This is a genomic window from Halomonas sp. DN3, assembly GCF_024137905.1.
In the GTDB taxonomy this organism is placed as follows: Bacteria; Pseudomonadota; Gammaproteobacteria; order Pseudomonadales; family Halomonadaceae; genus Halomonas; species Halomonas litopenaei.
Genome location: NZ_CP099965.1, coordinates 3746564 through 3764849, shown reverse-complemented (window position 1 = coordinate 3764849; position 18286 = coordinate 3746564). Strand labels below are relative to the sequence as shown.

At 65.6% G+C, this 18286-nt stretch carries 16 protein-coding genes; 13 read left to right on the top strand and 3 right to left on the bottom strand.

Annotation, left to right across the window (positions count from 1 at the left end; all coding sequences use genetic code 11):
* Positions 1-149: 149 nt before the first annotated feature.
* From NKF27_RS16205 to NKF27_RS16195, 3 genes are all read left to right on the top strand, one after another.
* Positions 150-1112, top strand: a complete 963-nt coding sequence (locus NKF27_RS16205; protein WP_253553219.1) for a TAXI family TRAP transporter solute-binding subunit — start codon at positions 150-152, stop codon at positions 1110-1112.
* Positions 1112-1711, top strand: coding sequence for a DUF1850 domain-containing protein (locus tag NKF27_RS16200; protein WP_253553217.1), 600 nt, complete (start codon positions 1112-1114; stop codon positions 1709-1711). Before NKF27_RS16205 ends, NKF27_RS16200 begins: the two co-directional genes overlap by 1 nt.
* Positions 1712-1850: 139 nt before the next feature.
* Positions 1851-3854, top strand: a complete 2004-nt coding sequence (locus tag NKF27_RS16195; protein WP_253553215.1) for a TRAP transporter permease — start codon at positions 1851-1853, stop codon at positions 3852-3854.
* A gap of 91 nt (positions 3855-3945) precedes the next feature.
* Here the strand turns inward: NKF27_RS16195 and NKF27_RS16190 are convergent, their stop codons facing one another.
* Positions 3946-4644: a YbaY family lipoprotein gene (locus NKF27_RS16190; protein ID WP_253553213.1), complete on the bottom strand. Its 699-nt coding sequence runs from the start codon at positions 4642-4644 to the stop codon at positions 3946-3948.
* A gap of 249 nt (positions 4645-4893) precedes the next feature.
* Between NKF27_RS16190 and purE the strand changes: the two genes are divergently transcribed.
* The 3 genes from purE (at position 4894) to NKF27_RS16175 (ending at position 7693) form a co-directional block, all read left to right on the top strand.
* Positions 4894-5415 carry a 5-(carboxyamino)imidazole ribonucleotide mutase gene (purE, locus tag NKF27_RS16185; protein ID WP_253553206.1) on the top strand — a complete coding sequence of 174 codons (522 nt, stop codon included), beginning with the start codon at positions 4894-4896 and terminating at the stop codon, positions 5413-5415.
* A 37-nt stretch (positions 5416-5452) separates the two neighbouring features.
* Positions 5453-6568, top strand: a complete 1116-nt coding sequence (locus NKF27_RS16180; protein ID WP_253553204.1) for a 5-(carboxyamino)imidazole ribonucleotide synthase — start codon at positions 5453-5455, stop codon at positions 6566-6568.
* Between the two features lie 135 nt (positions 6569-6703).
* Positions 6704-7693: a BMP family protein gene (locus tag NKF27_RS16175; protein WP_253553202.1), complete on the top strand. Its 990-nt coding sequence runs from the start codon at positions 6704-6706 to the stop codon at positions 7691-7693.
* 137 nt (positions 7694-7830) lie between these two features.
* On the opposite strand, the gene NKF27_RS16170 is transcribed toward NKF27_RS16175, so the two are convergent.
* The gene (locus tag NKF27_RS16170; protein ID WP_253553200.1) at positions 7831-8841 is read right to left on the bottom strand and encodes a YeiH family protein; all 1011 of its coding nucleotides are present in this window, start codon (positions 8839-8841) and stop codon (positions 7831-7833) included.
* A 201-nt stretch (positions 8842-9042) separates the two neighbouring features.
* On the opposite strand from NKF27_RS16170, the gene NKF27_RS16165 reads away from it, so the two are divergent.
* Positions 9043-9987 (top strand): LysR substrate-binding domain-containing protein, encoded by a 945-nt coding sequence (locus tag NKF27_RS16165; RefSeq protein WP_253553198.1) that lies wholly within the window; start codon positions 9043-9045, stop codon positions 9985-9987.
* Positions 9988-10044: 57 nt separating this feature from the next.
* Here the strand turns inward: NKF27_RS16165 and NKF27_RS16160 are convergent, their stop codons facing one another.
* A complete protein-coding gene (locus NKF27_RS16160) occupies positions 10045-10845 on the bottom strand; it encodes a TraX family protein (protein WP_108132396.1) in 801 nt (266 codons plus the stop codon).
* A 183-nt stretch (positions 10846-11028) separates the two neighbouring features.
* Here NKF27_RS16160 and NKF27_RS16155 point away from each other — a divergent pair, with 183 nt between their 5' ends.
* From NKF27_RS16155 to NKF27_RS16130, 6 genes are all read left to right on the top strand, one after another.
* Positions 11029-11988: a LysR family transcriptional regulator gene (locus tag NKF27_RS16155; protein ID WP_045992806.1), complete on the top strand. Its 960-nt coding sequence runs from the start codon at positions 11029-11031 to the stop codon at positions 11986-11988.
* Between the two features lie 183 nt (positions 11989-12171).
* The gene (locus tag NKF27_RS16150; RefSeq protein WP_108132397.1) at positions 12172-12747 is read left to right on the top strand and encodes a TRAP transporter small permease subunit; all 576 of its coding nucleotides are present in this window, start codon (positions 12172-12174) and stop codon (positions 12745-12747) included.
* 90 nt (positions 12748-12837) lie between these two features.
* The gene (locus NKF27_RS16145; protein WP_045992804.1) at positions 12838-14160 is read left to right on the top strand and encodes a TRAP transporter large permease subunit; all 1323 of its coding nucleotides are present in this window, start codon (positions 12838-12840) and stop codon (positions 14158-14160) included.
* 136 nt (positions 14161-14296) lie between these two features.
* A complete protein-coding gene (locus NKF27_RS16140; protein WP_045992803.1) occupies positions 14297-15355 on the top strand; it encodes a twin-arginine translocation signal domain-containing protein in 1059 nt (352 codons plus the stop codon).
* Between the two features lie 99 nt (positions 15356-15454).
* On the top strand, positions 15455-16834 hold the full coding sequence (locus NKF27_RS16135) for a glutamine synthetase family protein (protein WP_253553190.1): 1380 nt from the start codon (positions 15455-15457) through the stop codon (positions 16832-16834).
* A gap of 60 nt (positions 16835-16894) precedes the next feature.
* Positions 16895-18280: an aldehyde dehydrogenase family protein gene (locus NKF27_RS16130; protein ID WP_253553188.1), complete on the top strand. Its 1386-nt coding sequence runs from the start codon at positions 16895-16897 to the stop codon at positions 18278-18280.
* Positions 18281-18286 lie beyond the last annotated feature (6 nt).

The window sequence follows — 18286 nt, the reverse complement described above, 5'->3', positions numbered from 1 at the left end:
AGAATTGCAGACAAAGATAAAAAACGTCGAAATGTCTGCAGTGGCAAGCGAGGCCGGCTCTTGCTAGCTTGCCTAGGCGATTGTTGTATCGACACTTCAATTCCGCACAATAAATTCTAAGCGGTTCCCACGAGGAACGGAGGAAGACCATGCGAGCACTGACCCTTGCCCTGACGGCATCCCTGCTGGTTGCCAGCCACAGCGCCGTGGCCCAGAGCCAGCTGTCGATCGCCACCGGTGGAACCGGCGGCACCTACTACCCCTACGGTGGAGGCCTGGCCGAGCTGATCAAGAAGCACGTCGACGGCTACGACGCCGTGGCCGAAGTGACCGGCGCCTCGGTGGAGAACATGGGACTGGTCTGGCGTGGTGACTCCGATCTGGCGCTGGCGCTGGCCGACACCGTCCACCAGGGCGCTACCGGTACCGGTGACTTCGAGGGGCGCAAGCTCGAGAACATTCGTGCCATCGCCTCCATCTATCCCAATGCGGTGCAGATCGTGACCATGGCCGACTCCGGCATCGACTCGCTGGATGACCTGGAAGGCAAGGTCGTGTCCGTGGGTGCGCCGGGCAGCGGCACCGAGCTCAACGCCCGCGCCATCCTCGAAGCCAACGGCATCAGCTACGACGACTTCGACCCGCGCCGCTTGAACTTCAACGAGACCGCCGACGCCCTGCGTGATGGCGATATCGATGCCGGTTTCTGGAGCGTGGGGCCGCCCACCAGCTCGATTCTGAACCTTGCCACCACCAGCGATGTACGGCTGATCGGCCTCAGCGACGAGGAAGTCGCCAAGGCCCGCGAGGACGAGCCGGTGTTTGCCGCCTATGAGCTCAAGGCCGGTCTCTATGAAGGCATGGAAGAAGCGGTACAGACGCTTGGCGTGCCCAACGTGCTGATCGCCAGCAGCGAGATGGACGAGGAACTGGCCTACCAGATCACCAAGACCCTGTTCGAGCAGACCGACGAGCTGATCGCCATCCATCCGGCGGCCAATGACACCACCGTCGAGTTCTCGGTGAACTCCACGCCCATCGCCTTCCACCCGGGCGCACTGCGCTATTACGAGGAAGTCGGTGCCGAGGTGCAGGACAAGCAGCGTCCCTGATGGCGGGGCGTCGATTCATGGCAGGGCGGGCCTCCGGGCTCGCCCTGCCTGCGCTTGGGCTGGTCACGCTGATGACCGTGACCGGCGCTGGCCAGGCGAACGATGCCGATTGCGATCTCCCTTTCAGCCTGAGCGTACGCGACGCCGAGGGCGCGGCGCTGGTGGAGTTGCCGATGCCCGATGGCGCCGGCTGGTGCCTGGCCTGGAACCACTCGGTAGAAGGCTTCGAGGTGCTCGACTGCTATCGCAACCTCGGCGGTGCCATGGTGCTCGAACGTAGCCACCTGCCGGACTTCGCTGCGGGGCTCGACCACGTGCCCGGGCGCGGACGCCAGGTCAGCGACGGCCAGGGCGGCTACTGGATCGAGGACATCGACGAGCCGGTCCCCGGCAATCGCTACCGGCTGAGAGTCGGTGCCAAGCGCGTCGATCACCGCCTGGTCAGCCGTGGCGAGCCGACCCTCGAGACCTTGATCAAGGCTCGGGCCGACTGTCCGGACGGGGAGTCCCTGGCCGTGCCGGCGGCCTCCACGCCCATCAGCCTGAGTGATCTGGCGGCGGGGCGTTTGGTCAGCGTTGGACTCGAGCGGCGCGACTAGCCTGTCGTTGGCCCAGGCTATCGAGTGACGCCACCGACCGTGTGGCCACCTTGTCCCTCGAGGCGCAGGCGGCCTGCGACAGCATTCCGAACTATGCCGACCGGCCAAGCGCCGGCAAGGCCTGACGAGAATCACGACAATGAGCGAAACGGCAGCTTCTCCGGTGGTGCCTGGCAGCCAGGCCAACCACCCCAAGACCATCCTATGGCTGATCACCCTGGTGGCGGTCGGCCTGTCGCTGTTCCAGCTCTACTCGGCGGGGATTCAGCCGCTGGGGCTGTTCTATCAGCGCAGCATCCACCTGGCGCTGGTGATGATGCTGGCGTTCCTGATGTTTCCGATATTCGGTCCCAGCCGAGACAGGGGCGTACTGGGCGGGGCGATCGACCTTTTATTCTTCATCGGGGCGATGATCACCGGCGGCTACATGGCGCTGTTTCTGGACGAGATCATCACTCGCGCCGGTTTCTGGAGCCAGACCGACATCACCGTCGGCATCATCGCCACCATCACGGTGCTGGAGGCCAGCCGTCGCGCGGTGGGTCTGGGCATGACCATCATCGGTCTGATCGCCATCCTCTACGCCTTTGCCGGGCCCCGCGGCGAGCTACCCTGGCTCGGCCAGTTCCTGCCCGGCATCCTCGAGCATCGCGGCTACAATCTCGATCGTCTGGTGGGCCAGCTTTACCTGGGGCAGGAAGGTATCTTCGGCCTGCCCATGGGGGTGGCCGCGACCTATATCTTCATCTTTGTGCTGTTCGGTGCCTTTCTCGAGATCACCGGGGCCGGCAAGTTCTTCATCGATCTGGCCTACGCCGCCACCGGCCGCCAGCGTGGCGGGCCTGCCAAGGCTGCGGTCATCGCCTCCGCCGGCATGGGCTCGATTTCGGGTAGCGCCATCGCCAACGTGGTCACCACCGGCGCCTTTACCATCCCGCTGATGAAGCGCCTGGGCTACAAGCCTCACCAGGCCGGTGGCATCGAAGCGGCGGCGTCCACCGGTGGCCAGATCATGCCACCGCTGATGGGGGCCGGCGCCTTTCTGATCGCCGAATACACCCGGCTGCCGTATCTCGAGGTGGTCAAGGTCAGCATCCTGCCGGCCTTCATGTACTTCGCCACCGTCTATCTGTTCGTGCATATCATCGCCCTCAAGGAGGGCATGCAGGGCATGGCCAAGGACGAGCTGCCGCAGATGAGCGACGTGCTCAAGTACGGCTGGCACTTCCTGCTGCCGCTGGCGGTGCTGGTGTGGCTTTTGATGATGAACATGTCGCCGATGCGAGTGGGCTACTACGCCATCGTCTGCATGCTGCTGGTGGCGGTGCTGCGTTTTGCGGTGTGGTTCCTGTTCGTGGCGCCAGGCGAAGGTCAGCCGGTGACCGCCGAGCGTCTGGGGCTGGCCTGTCGCAATGGTCTGCTCAAGCTGCTCGAAGGCCTCGAACTCGGTGCGCGCAACGCCGTGGCGGTGACCATGGCCTGTGCGGTGGCAGGGATCATCGTCGGGGTAGTGGGGCTGACCGGTCTCGGCCTCAAGTTCTCGGCCATGATGCTGGCCTTCTCGGGCGGTAACCTGCTGCTGGCGCTGATCATGGTGCTGCTGGCGAGTCTCGTGCTGGGCATGGGGCTGCCGGTGACGGCCAGCTATATCGTGCTGATCGTGCTGGTGGGACCGGCGCTGGCCAATGAGTTCGGGGTGCCGCTGCTGATCGCCCACCTGGTGGTGTTCTGGTATTCCCAGGACTCCAACGTGACGCCACCGATCGCGCTGGCCGGCTTCGCCGGGGCCGCCATCGCCGGGGCCAAGCCCATGGAGACCAGCTTCCAGTCGTGGAAGTTTGCCAAGGGCCTCTACCTGGTCCCGCTGTTCATGGTCTACAACCCCGAAATCATCGTCGGCGGGCCGGTCTGGCTGCTGATCTGGAAGGGCTTCACCGGACTGCTGGCGCTGGGCGCCTTCGCCGCCACCCTGGAAGGCTACCTGTTCACCCGCATGGCGATCTGGCAGCGCCTGCTGCTGCTGCCGGCGATCGTCGGGGTGTTCCTGCCGTCGCTGGTATTCGACGTCGCCGGTGCCGCCGTCATGCTGGCGATCATCAGCCTCAACTTCTGGCAGGCCCGCCGCTCGCCGGCAACAGTGTAGCGGCGCCAGGGCAGCCGCCAACAGCGACAACGCCGTGCCCTTGGGCACGGCGTTGTCGTCTCTGGAGGAGCCGCTCCGTCCGGGCGCTCGCTTACTGCGACTGGCTGGACGGCGCCTCGGTATTGGTGCCGGTTTCGGCGTTTTCGCCGCTCGCCGCGGCGGCGCCCTGGCTGGGCTCCTGCATGCCGGCGGCCTGTTCGGCCACGGCGTCGGCCTCTTCCACGGCCTGCTTCTCGGCGGCGGTGGGCTCATCGCCGCTGGACAGCAGTGCCTCCTGGGCCTTCTGCATGCTGTCGCTCTGGGCGTTGCCATCGGCACCCACCGGGCGCAGCACCACCGACACCGGCGGCTGATCGGCGTCGGCGCCGACTTCCACCGGGGTGGCTTCGGTACTGGTCCACACCAGCTGACCTTCATCGTTGCGGATCTCGCCACGCACGCTGTGGGTGTGGCGCGGGTTCACCGCGTCGCTTGCGTAGCTCAGCGAGAAGTCGGTCGGTGCCTGGCGCTCGATGGTCACCGTGGTTTCGGCGATGGTCCGGGCCGGGGCGTCGGCGAGGGCAACGTCGTTGAGCAACACCGTGACCTCGGCATTGTCGGGCAGGCTCTGGCCGGCCTCGGCGAAGCTCAGGGTACCGTCAAGCGTCATTTTCTGCGCCTGCTCGGTGGTGCTCTGCTGGCTGGCGTTCGAGCCCTCCTGCGTGGTGCTGGCGGTGCTCTGTCCCTCGTCGCAACCGGCCAGCGCCAGGCCGGAGGTCAGGGCGGCAATAAGCAGCAGGGTCGGTTTCATGGCTCTCTCCTTGGGTGAGCGGGTCTTCCTGTCAGGCGGCGTGGAGTGTCGGCGATGGCCGCGACAGCAGCGTTACCCTAGCAGGCCAATGCGCAGTCAGGGTGAAAGGCGCTGTCGCTGGCTGGCGACGTCTCCGCATAGGGAGAGGTACTGCTCCCCCGGCTCTGCTAGACTATGCCGCTTCCCGATTGTTCCCTTGTCGTGGCGATTTCTTTGCCGCGGCGCCGTCGTTTCTTCGAGGAGTTGCCGATGTCATCCACTTCCCCAGCGCCCCGGGTCGGCGTGATCATGGGTTCCAAGTCCGACTGGCCGGTCATGGAACACGCCGTGACCATGCTCGAGCGCCTCGGCGTGAGCTACGAGACCCAGGTGGTCTCCGCCCACCGCACCCCGGATCTGCTGTTCGACTACGCCAAGGGTGCCGCCGAGCGTGGTATTCAGGTGATCATCGCCGGGGCCGGCGGTGCTGCCCACCTGCCCGGCATGGTCGCCTCCCAGACCGCGCTGCCGGTGCTCGGCGTGCCGGTGGAGTCCAAGGCGCTCAAGGGGCTGGATTCACTGCTGTCGATCGCCCAGATGCCGGGCGGCGTCGCCGTCGGCACCCTGGCCATCGGCAAGGCTGGTGCTACCAATGCAGGCCTGCTGGCGGCCCAGATCGTGGGGCTTGGGGACAGCCAGGTTCGCGAGGCCGTCGAGGCCTTCCGCACCGAGCAGACCCAGACCGTGCTCGACAATCCCGATCCTCGTCCGCCCGAGTCTCGCCAGGGCTGAACGGCGTCGTGTACCCGCAGGAAAACAGGAGCAAGTCATGAAGATTGGCGTTCTCGGGGCCGGACAGCTCGGCCGCATGCTGGCGCTGGCCGGCTATCCGCTGGCCAACCGGTTCCGCTTTCTCGATACCACCGGCCACCCCAGCGCCGGGATCGGCGAGGTGATGATCGACACCGACCAGAAGCACGTCCAGAGCTTCCTCGAAGACGTCGACCTGGTCACCTACGAGTTCGAGCACCTGCCGGTGTCGCTGGTCCAGGCGATCGAAGCCGAGAAGCCGGTCTACCCCGGTAGTGAGGCGATCCGGGTGTGTCAGAACCGCGCCGAGGAGAAGGCACTGTTCGACCGACTGGGTATTCCGACGCCGGCCTATCGTCTGGTGGACAGCGCCGAGTCGCTGGAAGCCGCCGCCCGTGAACTGGGGACGCCGGTAGTCGCCAAGTCGATCACCGAGGGCTATGACGGCAAGGGTCAGGCGGTGCTCAAGGACCCGGCGGAAGCGGCCGAGGCCTGGAAGCGCATCAATCACCCGCGGCTGATCGTCGAGTCCTTCGTCGACTTCGTGCGCGAGGTGTCGATCATCGCCGTGCGCGGACGCGACGGTGAGGTGGTGTTCTATCCCATGGCGGAAAACGTCCATGTCGATGGCATCCTGCGTTACTCGCTGGCACCGATGCCGGATCTTGACGATAGCGTCCAGCACACCGCCGATGAGTACATCCGGGCGCTGCTGGATGAGCTGGACTACGTCGGTGTGCTGACCCTGGAGCTGTTCCAGTGCGCCGACGGTAGCCTGCTGGCCAACGAGATGGCGCCGCGGGTGCACAACTCCGGCCACTGGACCATGGATGGCGCGGTGACCAGCCAGTTCGAGAATCATCTGCGTGCCATCCAGGGCCTGCCGCTGGGGGACACCAGTGCCCGGGCGCCGACCTGCATGGTCAACGTCATCGGACGCGAGCCCGAGCCGAGCCAGGTGCTGGCCATGCGTGACGCTCATCTTCATCGCTACGACAAGAGCGAGCGCGCCGGTCGAAAGCTTGGTCACATCAACCTGGTCGCCGACGATCACGCGAGCCTGCTTGAGCGCGTGCGCGAATGCGCCGCCCTGGTGCCGGACGCACCCGAGGTGCGCTTCAGCTTCGAAGACTGAGCCAGGCGCTGCCTCGCTTCCTCCACGACGGGCCCCGCTACGGGGCCCGTCGTCGTTTCGGGGTGGCGATCATCTCGCCGCGGCGCTAGAGTAGTTGATGCGTTCTGTATACAAAAATAAGTAATGAGGTGTTCGATGATTCGTAAAATTGGATACATGGCGGCACTGTGTGGTTTCTCGCTCGCGCCCTCCCTGGCCGTGGCGGACGCCTTCGAGGTGGCCATGCTATTGCCGGGGCAGAAGGATGATGGCGGCTTCATGGAGGCGGGCTATCGTGGACTCGAGCGCATCGAGGCCGAACTTGGTGCCGAGATCAGCTACGAGGATGGGATAGCGCCGGAGTCCGACGCACTTGAGGCCGCTCTGCGGCGATTGGCGGATGCCGGGCCGGATCTGGTCATCGCCCACGGCGGTCAGAATTCCGAGGCGGTAGTGGCGGTGGCCCCGGACTATCCCGAGGTGCTGTTCTCCGTTACCCAGGGGGATGTCACCGGCGACAATGTGTCGAGCTACGAGGTTCTCCAGGAGGAGTCCGCCTGGCTCGCCGGAGCCGCAGCGGGGCTGTTGACCCAGAGCGGCGTGGTGGGTCATATCTCGGGGATTCGCGTCACCCCGGGGCTCAAGGGGCGCGGGGGCTTCTACCACGGCCTGCAGCACACCCGCCCGGACGCCGACTTCCTGACCATCTTCGCCGGCGATCAGGACGACGTGGCACTGGCCCATGACGTGGCCAGCGCCCAGATCGATGCCGGTGCCGATATCATCTTCACCATGCTCAACGCAGGTCGCCAGGGGGCCATCGACGCGATGCAGGAGGCCGAAGGCGTGTGGCAGTTCGGCAATGTGCGTGAGTGGCACCAGGACTACCCGGAGGTATTCGCCGGCTCCGCCATCGCCAATGTGTCCATGGCGGGTTTTCTTGCCGCCGAGGCGGTCAAGCAGGGCAGCTGGAGCTCGGGTGAGGTGGTGCGTATCGGCCTGGAGAACCCCGAAGCGGTGCGTCTGTCGCTGGCGCCCTGGGTCGAGGACGAAATCGTCGCCGAGTTGGATCGTCTCGCCGCCGAGATCGCCGAAGGAAGCATCGAGGTACAGACGTCCTACGACGGCGAGGAGTTCTCCCTGTAGCAGGGGGCAAGTCGAGGGAGCAAGTCGAGCGGGCGAGCCGATCGCTGCTCAATGACGGATCAGCACCACGCAAGAAGGCGGCCGCAGGGCCGCCTTCTTTGCTGTGTATCGGGTTCATGCCCGCTCTGTCGATCCCGTCAGCCCATCAGCAGGGCGCTGGCCACTCCGCCACCGACCATCAGCAGCACAAACAGGATCAGGGCGAGCAGGAAGGGCTTGACGCCGAGTGCCTTGAGGCGCGACATCCGGGTGTTGATGCCGAGCGCGGCCATGGCCATGGTCAGAGCAATCTGGCCGGCCAGCACCAGGCCCGAGTGCAGCGGCGCGGGCAGGGTGACGACACTGTTGACGCCGACCATGGCGATAAAGCCCAGGGCAAACCAGGGGATCACCAGCTTGGCCTTGTGTGCGCCCTGACCGCTTGCCTCGGCGCCTTCCTGGGTCGGTTGACGCAGCCACCATTGGCCGACCACCAGCAGGAAGGGCACCAGCAGCATCACCCTCACCAGCTTGACGATGACCGCGTTGGCCAGGGCGTCGGGCCCCACGGCGTCGCCGGCGGCGACCACCTGGGCCACCTCATGCACGGTAGCGCCGATATAGACCCCGAACAGTCCTTCGTCCATGCCCAGCCACGGATACAGCAGCGGGTAGGTCAGCATGGCCAGGGAGCCGAACAGCACTACCGTGGCCACCGCCATGGACGCCGCTGCCGGCTTCGAGCGAATGGTCGACTCGGTGGCGAGCACCGCAGCGGCGCCGCAGATGGCGCTGCCGGCACTGGTCAGCAGGGTGGTCTCGCGATCCATGCCGAGCACCCGGGTGCCGATCTGGTAGCCGACCAGCAGCACCGCGGTGATGATCAGCGCGTCCAGCAGCAGCACCTTGGGCCCGAGCCCGGCCACCTGAGCAAAGGTCAGCGACAGGCCGAACAGCACGATGCCGCCGCGCAGCAGCCAGCGGGTAGCGAAGGCGAGCCCCGGCTGGGCGCCCTCGACGGTGCGCTTGAGCGGCAGATTGCCGACCACGATGCCCAGCAGCAGGGCGAACACCAGCGGACTCACGCCTGCGTCGGCGATACCGGGCAGTCGGCTGATGGCCTGCCCGGCCAGCGTCAATAGTGCGCATAGCGCAAGTCCTTGCCACATGGGCGGATCTCCTCTTCGTGTCAGGGTATCGCCGCTACCGGCTCGTCTGGGTGGAGCCTGAGGCGTCGCTTCGATAGGGAGATTCTAGGCGTGGATATATCAGATGATTATCGTGTAATAACGAAACCTGTTATAAGCTGAGCCGATATAGAAACCGTTGTCGCTTCCCCGCCATCTTCCCTGCAACCGTCGAGCATAGTGATGAGTTTCTCGCCAGACAGTCCCGCCCGCTCCCATATCACCCTGCGCCAGCTCGAGGTCTTCGTGGCGGTGGCTCGGCTGGGAACCGTCAGCGCCGCGGCCAGGCAACTGAGCCTGTCCCAGTCGGCGACCAGCCAGGCGCTGGCAGACCTGGAGCGTCAGCTTGGTGTCACCCTGTTCGAACGCCCGGGAAGGCGGCTTGGCCTGAACGACATGGGCCATCGGCTGCTGCCGCGCGCCGAACAGCTGCTGGATGATCTGGGCGAGCTGATCGCCGCCGCCGAGGAACCGGGAGACGAGCTCCACGGCAGCCTGGCGATCTCCGCCAGCGCCACCATCGGCACCTATCTGTTGCCGCCGCTGGCTGGGGAGTTCGGCGGACTGCATCCGGGGGTCGACCTGCGCCTGCGACTGCGCAATACCGGCGAGGTGATCTCCGAGGTACAGCGCTTCGACGCCGACCTGGGGATGATCGAGGGGCGCTGTCACGAGCCGGGACTCGCCAGCGAAGTGTGGTGCGAAGACCATATGGTGATCGTCTGCGCGCCCGGGCATCCGCTGGTGGCCAAGGGCCGGGTCGAGGATGCTGATCTGGTCGAGCAGTCGTGGATCCTGCGCGAGATCGGCTCCGGCAGTCGGGAGGTGCTCGAGGCGGCGGTGCTGCCCCGGGTGCCGAGGCTCAAGGTACGCATGGAGCTGGGGCAGCACGAGGCGATCAAGCAGGCCGTGGCGGCGGGTTTGGGACTGGGTTGCCTGTCGCACCTGAGCGTGCGGGGGGAGCTCGAACGAGGGGAGTTGCTGGCGCTGTCACATGACCTGCCACTGACCCGTCACTTCTCGCTGGTGTGGCATCCGGACCGCTACCGCAGCCCGGCATGGCAGGCCTTCAAGGTCTTCTTGATGGAACAGAGAAGCCGTTTCGCGCTGCCGGCGCAGGACGCCTAGAGGAACTGAGCGTTGCCGGTCCACAGCAGAATGGCGGCGATCACCGCGCTTTCAATATCACATGATCTGAGCGTTGCCGGTCCATAGCAGAATGGCGGCGATCACCGCGAAGTGGGCCGGATACCATGCGAGCCACATCCGCCGCGGCATGACGATGCCGGGCGCGCGGCATAGCCGGTGAGCACCAGCGGCCAGCAGCAGTACCGCCAGGACCGTGGCCACGGTCACCGACTTGGCCATGTCGGAGCTGTTCATCATGCCTGCCACCAGCAGCAGCGGCAGGCAGCCGACCACCGCCAGCAGGCGCGAGAGCAGTGCGTCGTCGGTACGATGGAGCTGGCCCATGCCGAGCATGAAAAACGGCACCAGCAACAGGCCATGGTGGCCGTATTCGACCCAGAAGCCGGCAAAGTACCAGCCGGTTGCCACGCCGAGGGTTTCCAGCGCCAGGCGTACATGGCCGAGCTCTCCGGCCTCCTGTCGCCGGGTCAGTTGCTCAAGCCAGTGGCCGGCCATCAGCCCGAGCGCCAGGGTAAAGCAGATGTTGAGCTGAAACAGCGCCTCGCGGGGCATCAGTTGGTAGGGTAACTGGGCCAGCAGACCGATGATCATCACCCGGCGTGCGTAGCGCAGCGGATCACGGGTATTGAATAGCCCGTGCCAGGCGACCATGCCGGCGAACAGTGGAAAGGCGATACGGCCCACGCTCGAATCGACCCAGCCAAGGTGCCAGGCGTCGGTGGCCAGGTAGCGTGCCAGGTGGTCCAGGGTCATGGTGACAAGCGCGATCCACTGGCCCCAGCCGGTCCAGTGGGAGGACGGTCGTTCGTGGTAGCTGGCGCTGGCGACGTAGGTCATCGGACTTCCCTGTTGTTCGGCTTGCCAGGGTAGACTTGTGCCGGACCGACAAGTTCCGCAGGAGTCAGAGTAGAGCTTCGACACCGGCCAGGATCAGCACCGGGTCAAGGATCCCTGCGACAGCCCCTGCAAGAGCCGACAACAGCGCCGAGACAATAACAACATCACCACCGAGGAGACGCCATGAAGAATGGCTTCGGCTTCGACCTGCGCAGTATGGAAATCTTCGTCGAGACCCTGGAACGCGGTAGCCAGAGCGCCGCCGCCGAGGCGCTCGGCCTGACCCAGTCGTCGGTGTCGCATTGTCTGGCGACCCTTGAAGAGAGCCTGGGGCTGGCGCTGTTCGAGCGCCGCTCGCGGCCGCTGGAACCCACCAGCGCCGGACGCTTCTTTTATGACCGTGCCCGCCGTCTGCTGGGCGAGGCCCGGGATACCCGCCGCGAACTGATCACCGGCGCCTTCGGTCAATTGCATCAGATGCGCCTGGCGCTGGTGGATTCGCTGGCCACCGCCGTGGGCAAGCCGCTGATCGATGTCATCCGCCGCCACACCCGTGACTACACCCTGACCACCGGGCTTTCGCACATGCACGGCCACTCGCTGCTGACCCGGCACGTGGACGTGATCATCTCCGACGATCGGCTGGAAAACTACGACGGCCTGGAGCGTCACAGGGTGCTGGACGAGCCCTTTGTGCTGGTGTTGCCGGCGAGTTGGACGGGGCCTGCTGACAATCTGCGCTGGCTATCGCGTCAGCTCGACTTCGTGCGCTACGTGCCACAGTCGCTGATCGGCCAGAGTATCGAGCGCCACCTGCGCCTGGCCGGTGTGGAGCTGCCGGCGCGGCTGCACCTGGACAACACCTGCGCCTTGCTCAAGGCGGTGAGCGACGGCGTCGGCTTTACCGTGACGACCCCGTTGTGCCTGTATCAGGCGGGGCTCGATCAGCTAAGGGTGCGCATCGAAGCGCTGCCGCTGGCGCCGCTCAAGCGCTCGTTGACGCTGGTCGCCAGGCGCGACGAACTCGGTGGCCTGCCCGGGCAGCTGGCGCGGGACGCCCGCCGCCTGCTGGACGGCGACTTTCGTGCCACGCTCACCGAGGAGCTGCCCTGGGTCGAGGAGCAGATCGTCACTTCCGTGTGAGGATCTTCCCGGCGATGGCCAGTTTCATGGCCGGTTTCGGTGCAGTGGCTGCTTTTCTCTGCACTTTGCTTGAGCAGTATCGAAAGCTTCGATAGTCATCACGTCGTTGAAGTCGATGCAACTGGCACGTCCGGCCAGGCTGGGCCAAGACTCAGGAGATTCCTCTTGTGTCCGGGAGCGCCCATGCCGGCAGCCATTCGTCTCTACGTCCGCTACGTGGACCGATTCAATCGGCGTATCGGTCGTATCGTCATGTACCTGATCTTCGTGATGATCGGGGTCCTGCTCTACGCCTCGCTCTCGCGCACCCTGTTTGATCGGCCGTTGATCTGGGGCGTCGAGGTCTCTCAGTTCCTGATGGTCGCCTACTTTCTGTTGGGCGGCGCCTACTCCATGCAGCTCGACGACCATGTGCGCATGGATCTCTTCTATACCCGACTGTCGCCACGGGCCAAGGCCATGAGCGACGTCCTGACCATGCTGCTGTTGCTGGTGTTCCTCGCCACCCTGCTGGCCGGCGGCATCTCCAGCACCAGCTACGCGATCAAGTACGGCGAGACCAACTACAGCTCCTGGGCGCCGCCGCTGGCGCCGATCAAGATCATCATGACCCTGGGGGTGGCGCTGATGCTCGCCCAGTGCCTCTCGACCCTGTTCAAGGATATCGCCGTGCTGAGAGGACACCCGCTCGAGCAGACCGAGGGGGATAAGGACGGCAGGGAAGAGCAGGACCGGAAGGACGGGGAGGGCGATCGATGAGCCATGAAATGATCGCGCTGACGCTGCCCTTGTCGAGAGCGTCGATGATGTTGCTGTTTCTAAGCCAGAGCCAGGGACGGAGGGCGATCGATGAGCTATGAAATGATCGCGCTGACGATGTTCTCTTCGATGATGTTGCTGCTGTTGACCGGACAGCGGGTGTTCGGCGTCATCGGCTTCGTCGGCGCGGCGGCGGCGCTCTTGCTGTGGGGCGATGGCGGCATGGAGATGCCGTTCAGCGCTGCCATCCAGTTGATGAACTGGTATCCGCTGTTGACCCTGCCTTTGTTCATCTTCATGGGGTACATGCTCTCGGAGTCGGGCATCGCCTCCGAACTCTACGAGATGTTCCACGTATGGATGGGCGGGCTCAAGGGCGGGCTCGCCGTGGGTACCATCGGCCTGATGGTGGTGGTCTCGGCGATGAATGGACTGAGTGTGGCCGGCATGGCCATCGGTGCCACCATCGCCCTGCCGGAACTGCTGCGCCGGGGCTACGACAAGATCATGGTCACCGGGGTGATCCAGGCTGGAAGCTCGCTCGGCATCCTGGTGCCGCCCAGCGTGGTGCTGGTGCTCTACGGCATGATCGCGCGACAGCCGGTCAGCCAGCTATGGCTGGCCGGAGCCATCCCCGGGTTGATCCTGGCGGCGATGTTCGTCATCTACATCGTGGTGCGTTGTCGCCTGCAGCCGAGCCTGGGCCCGGCGCTGCCGCCGGAGGAGCGCAACCTGTCCACCGCCGACAAGCTGAAGCTTCTGCGCGCGGGCATCATGCCGCTGGCAATCTTCTTCTTCATGACCGGGCTGTTCGTGATGGGCGTCACCAGCCTGGTCGAGAGCGCCGCGGTGGGGGCGCTGTCGGCGACCCTGGCGGCGGCGTTCAAGCGCCGTCTGACGCTGGCGGTGATCGAGACCACGGTGCGCCGCTCGCTCGGCATCACCTGCATGTTCATGTGGATCATCCTGGCGGCGCTGTGCTTTGGCGCGGTGTTCGACGGTCTCGGCGCGGTGCGCGCCATCGAGTCGGTATTCCTCGACCAGTTCGGCCTCACCCCCTGGCAGATCCTGGTGATGATGCAGCTGTCTTACATTCTGCTGGGCATGTTCCTCGACGACACCGCCATGCTGGTGATCGTGGCGCCGCTGTACGTGCCGCTGGTGATCACCCTGGGCTTCGACCCGATCTGGTACGGAGTGCTCTACACCATCACCGTGCAGATCGCCTACATGACCCCACCGTTTGGCTACAACCTCTTTCTGATGCGCGCCATGGCCCCGCCGGAGATCAGTCTCGGCGACATCTACCGCAGCGTCTGGCCATTCGTCGCCATCATGCTGGCGGGGCTTGCGCTGATCACCGCGTTTCCCGAGCTGGCGCTATGGCTGCCGGGTCTGTTCAGGGACTACTGAGGCAGGACTGTCGCGGTCTTGGCCCGGCAGGCAGGGATGTGAAGCAAGAAGCTTTAAAGAAGGCAGGAGAAGACGACAACAGGCGTCCTTTACGGACGCAACGTCAGGCAACAACAACGAAAACGGGAGAGAACGGATGACCAATCGTCGCGACTTCCTCAAGAAGGCCGGTGTCGCCACCGCCGCCACCGTGGGGGCGGGCACCCTGGCCGCCCCCTACGTCCACGCCCAGTCGAAGACGCCGATCCGCTGGCGACTGCAGACCTACGCAGGACCAGCCCTGGCGGAGCACGTGATCAAGCCTTCCATCGAGGCCTTCAACAAGGCCGCCAACGGCGAGATGGAGATCGAGCTGTACTTCTCCGACCAGCTGGTGCCCACCGGCGAGCTGTTTCGGGCGATGCAGCGGGGCACCATCGACGCGGTGCAGAGCGATGACGACTCGATCAATGCTCCGGTCGATGTCTCGGTGTTCGGCGGCTACTTCCCGTTCGCCTCGCGCTATAGCCTGGACGTGCCGACCCTGTTCAACCACTACGGCCTCAAGGAAATCTGGGAGGAGGCCTACGGCGAGATCGAGGGAGTGACCTGGCTCGGCTCCGGCAGCTGGGACCCCTGCAACTTTGTCACCCGGGAGCCGATTCGCAGCATCAAGGACCTGGAGGGCAAACGGGTCTTCACCTTCCCCACCGCCGGGCGCTTCCTGACCCGCTTCGGGGTGGTGCCGGTGACCCTGCCGTGGGAGGACATCGAGGTCGCCATGCAGACCCGCGAACTCGACGGCATCGCCTGGGCCGGCATCACCGAGGCCTACACCGTGGGCTGGGCGGACGTCTCCAGCTACTACCTGACCAACAATATTTCCGGCGCCTGGGCCGGCTCCTACTTCGCCAACAGTGAACGCTGGAACGAGCTGCCGGATCACCTGAAGACGCTGTTCAGAATGTGCATGGACAGCTCTCACTACTATCGTCAGCACTGGTACTGGTGGGGCGAGGCCCACTACCGCACCCAGGGCGGCAAGCTGGAGCTGACCTCGATCCCGGAAAGCGAGTGGCAGACCATCGAGGACGAGGCGCTGAGCTTCTGGGACGAGATCGCAGGCCAGAGCGAGCGCAACGCCAAGGTGGTGCAGATCCTCAAGGACTATCGTCAGACCATGCAGCAGGCGGGACCTCCCTACCGCTACAGCTGACACTCACGGCAGATATCGGGCGTTGCGGGCCGGCCCGGCAATCAAGGTCGGCCCGTTGTTTCTTCGCCCTTGTTCCTTCGCCCATGAGGAGGGTGATCGATGTCAGGACTCAATCCCAGGGACGTGCGCACGGCGGATGACGCCCGCCGGGTGGTCGAGGCGCGCAACCTCTCCCACGTCAAGATCGGTTTCCTCGATCTGGACGGGGTGATGGTCGGCAAGTACATGCACCGCGACAAGTTCTTTGCCGCCCTCGACGGCGGCTTCGCCTTCTGCGACGTGGTGCTGGGCTGGGACAGCAAGGACGAGCTGTACGACAACACGCGCTACACCGGCTGGCACACCGGCTATCCCGACGCCCAGTTGCGCGTGCTGCCGGAGAGCTGTCGCGAGGTACCCTTTGAAGGCGACATGCTGCTGTTCATGGCCGAATTCACCGAGCGGGCCGAGGCGATCTGTCCGCGTGGCCTGCTGCGGCGAGTGCTGGGCCGGGCCGCCGAGATGGGCTTCTCGGTACACGGCTCGCTGGAGTATGAATTCTTCATGTTCCAGGAGACGCCGGAATCGGTGCGCGAGAAGGGCTTTCGCAACCTGCGTCCGCTGACCCCGGACATGATGGGCTACTCCATGCTCAGGAGTTCGGTGCATGCCGAGCTATACCACGAGCTGCTGGAGCTGTCCCAGCGCATGGACTTCCCCATCGAGGGGCTGCACACCGAGACCGGGCCAGGCGTGCTCGAGGCCGCCATCGGCGTCGACGAGGCGCTGGCCGCCGGCGACAAGGCGGCGCTGTTCAAGACCTTCACCAAGGTGTGGGCCCAGCGACGCGGCCTGATGGCCACCTTCATGGCCAAGTGGTCGCCGGACTATCCCGGCCAGAGCGGCCATATCCACCTGTCGATGAAGCACCTCGAGAGCGGCGAGTCGGCCTTCTACGACGCCGGCGCCGAGCACTCCATGAGCGCCATCCAGCGTCATTTCGTCGCCGGCCAGCAGCGGCTGATGCCGGAGTTTCTGGCCATGTTCGCCCCCACCATCAACAGCTACACCCGGCTGATTCCCGGCTTCTGGGCGCCGACGGACGCCACCTGGGGCGTCGAGAATCGTACCACCGCCCTGCGCGTGATCCCCGGCAGCGCCAAGTCCCAGCGGGTCGAATACCGGCTCGGCAGCGCCGACGCCAATCCCTACCTGGCGCTGGCCGCGGCCATCGGTGCCGGCCTTCATGGCATCGAGCAGAAGCTCGAGCCCGATACCGCGGTCACCGGCAACGCCTACGAGCTCGACCATCCCGAGCACCAGGCGCTGCCGCGAACCCTGTGGGAGGCGGCACAGCGGCTCAAGGCATCGACGCCTGCGCGCGGGCTCTTTGGCGACGACTTCGTCGAGCACTTTGCCGCCACCCGGGAATGGGAGGAGCGCGAATTCCGTCGGCATATCACCGACTGGGAGCTCGATCGCTACTTCGAGATCATCTGACGAGGATGCCCGGCATCCCGGCATCCCGGCATCCCGCCAACCGACAGACGAGAGAACTGCATGGTCATTCAACAGACGATATCGCCGGTGGACGGCTCGGTGTACGTGGAGCGCGAGCAGGCCGACGCGGCCGAGATCGAAACCGCCCTGGCCCGCGCGGTCGAGGCCCAGCAGGACTGGCGCGAACGTGACGTCGCCGAGCGCTGCCGCCTGTGCAGTGCGATGGTGGACGCCTTCGTCGCCCGGCGCGATCAGCACGCCGAGGAGCTGTGCTGGCAGATGGGCCGGCCCATTTCTCAGGGCGGCGGGGAAATCGGCGGCTTCGAGGAGCGCGCCCGGGCGATGATCGCCATGGCGCCTGAGGCGCTCTCGCCGCTGCGCCTGGCCGACAAGCCCGGCTTTACCCGCTACATTCGCCGCGAACCGCTGGGCGTCTCGCTGATCGTCGCGCCCTGGAACTTCCCCTACATGACCGCGGTGAACGCCGTGGTGCCGGCGATCCTCGCCGGCAATGCGGTGATCCTCAAGCACTCCGCCCAGACCCCGCTGTGTGCCGAGCGCATGGTCGAGGCCGCCCGAGAGGCGGGTATCCCCGAGGGGGTGTTCCAGTACCTGCACCTGAGCCACCAGGCCACCGAGACGCTGATGGGGGACCCTCGCATCGACCATGTGTCCTTCACCGGCTCGGTGGGCGGTGGTCGCACCGTCGAAGCCGCCACCGCCGGGCGCTTTATCGCCACGGCGCTGGAACTCGGCGGCAAGGACGCCGCCTATGTGCGTGCCGACGTCGACCTGGACAGCGCGGTGGAAGGGGTGATGGACGGCGCCTTCTTCAACTCGGGCCAGAGCTGCTGTGGCATCGAGCGGATCTACGTCGAGCGCGCCATCTTCGATGACTTCATCGAACGGGCGGTGGCCTGGCTCAAGCAGCTCAGGCTCGGCAACCCCTGCGACCCGTCAACCAGCCTGGGGCCGGTGGTCAAGCCCGCCGCCGCCGACTTCGTACGGGGCCAGGTGGAGGCCGCGGTGGCCGCCGGCGCTCGCGCCTGGATCGACCCCGGCGACTATCCGCTGTCGCGCCCGGGCAGCGCCTATCTGGCGCCACAGCTGTTGACCGGGGTCGACCACAGCATGGCGGTGATGCGCGAGGAGAGCTTCGGCCCGGTGGTCGGGGTGATGGCGGTGGACGGCGACGACGAGGCCATCGCCTTGATGAATGACTCCGAGTTCGGCCTGACCGGGGCGATCTTCACCCGCGACCTGGTCGCCGGCGAAGCGCTGGCCGCGCGGCTTCAGGTGGGCACCGCCTTCGTCAATCGCTGCGACTATCTGGACCCGGAGCTGGCCTGGACCGGCGTCAAGCACTCAGGCCGCGGCTGCTCGCTGTCGCGGCTCGGCTTCGACAGCCTGACTCGGCCCAAGTCCTTCCACCTGAAACACGCCTGAGGCAAC

Excerpts from the sequence above, each read along its gene's own strand:
- NKF27_RS16205 (WP_253553219.1), top strand. The coding sequence starts at position 150 with ATGCGAGCACTGACCCTTGCCCTGACGGCATCCCTGCTGGTTGCCAGC.
- NKF27_RS16200 (WP_253553217.1), top strand. The coding sequence starts at position 1,112 with ATGGCGGGGCGTCGATTCATGGCAGGGCGGGCCTCCGGGCTCGCCCTG.
- NKF27_RS16195 (WP_253553215.1), top strand. The coding sequence starts at position 1,851 with ATGAGCGAAACGGCAGCTTCTCCGGTGGTGCCTGGCAGCCAGGCCAAC.
- NKF27_RS16190 (WP_253553213.1), bottom strand. The coding sequence starts at position 4,644 with ATGAAACCGACCCTGCTGCTTATTGCCGCCCTGACCTCCGGCCTGGCG.
- purE (WP_253553206.1), top strand. The coding sequence starts at position 4,894 with ATGTCATCCACTTCCCCAGCGCCCCGGGTCGGCGTGATCATGGGTTCC.
- NKF27_RS16180 (WP_253553204.1), top strand. The coding sequence starts at position 5,453 with ATGAAGATTGGCGTTCTCGGGGCCGGACAGCTCGGCCGCATGCTGGCG.
- NKF27_RS16175 (WP_253553202.1), top strand. The coding sequence starts at position 6,704 with ATGATTCGTAAAATTGGATACATGGCGGCACTGTGTGGTTTCTCGCTC.
- NKF27_RS16170 (WP_253553200.1), bottom strand. The coding sequence starts at position 8,841 with ATGTGGCAAGGACTTGCGCTATGCGCACTATTGACGCTGGCCGGGCAG.
- NKF27_RS16165 (WP_253553198.1), top strand. The coding sequence starts at position 9,043 with ATGAGTTTCTCGCCAGACAGTCCCGCCCGCTCCCATATCACCCTGCGC.
- NKF27_RS16160 (WP_108132396.1), bottom strand. The coding sequence starts at position 10,845 with ATGACCTACGTCGCCAGCGCCAGCTACCACGAACGACCGTCCTCCCAC.
- NKF27_RS16155 (WP_045992806.1), top strand. The coding sequence starts at position 11,029 with ATGAAGAATGGCTTCGGCTTCGACCTGCGCAGTATGGAAATCTTCGTC.
- NKF27_RS16150 (WP_108132397.1), top strand. The coding sequence starts at position 12,172 with ATGCCGGCAGCCATTCGTCTCTACGTCCGCTACGTGGACCGATTCAAT.
- NKF27_RS16145 (WP_045992804.1), top strand. The coding sequence starts at position 12,838 with ATGAGCTATGAAATGATCGCGCTGACGATGTTCTCTTCGATGATGTTG.
- NKF27_RS16140 (WP_045992803.1), top strand. The coding sequence starts at position 14,297 with ATGACCAATCGTCGCGACTTCCTCAAGAAGGCCGGTGTCGCCACCGCC.
- NKF27_RS16135 (WP_253553190.1), top strand. The coding sequence starts at position 15,455 with ATGTCAGGACTCAATCCCAGGGACGTGCGCACGGCGGATGACGCCCGC.
- NKF27_RS16130 (WP_253553188.1), top strand. The coding sequence starts at position 16,895 with ATGGTCATTCAACAGACGATATCGCCGGTGGACGGCTCGGTGTACGTG.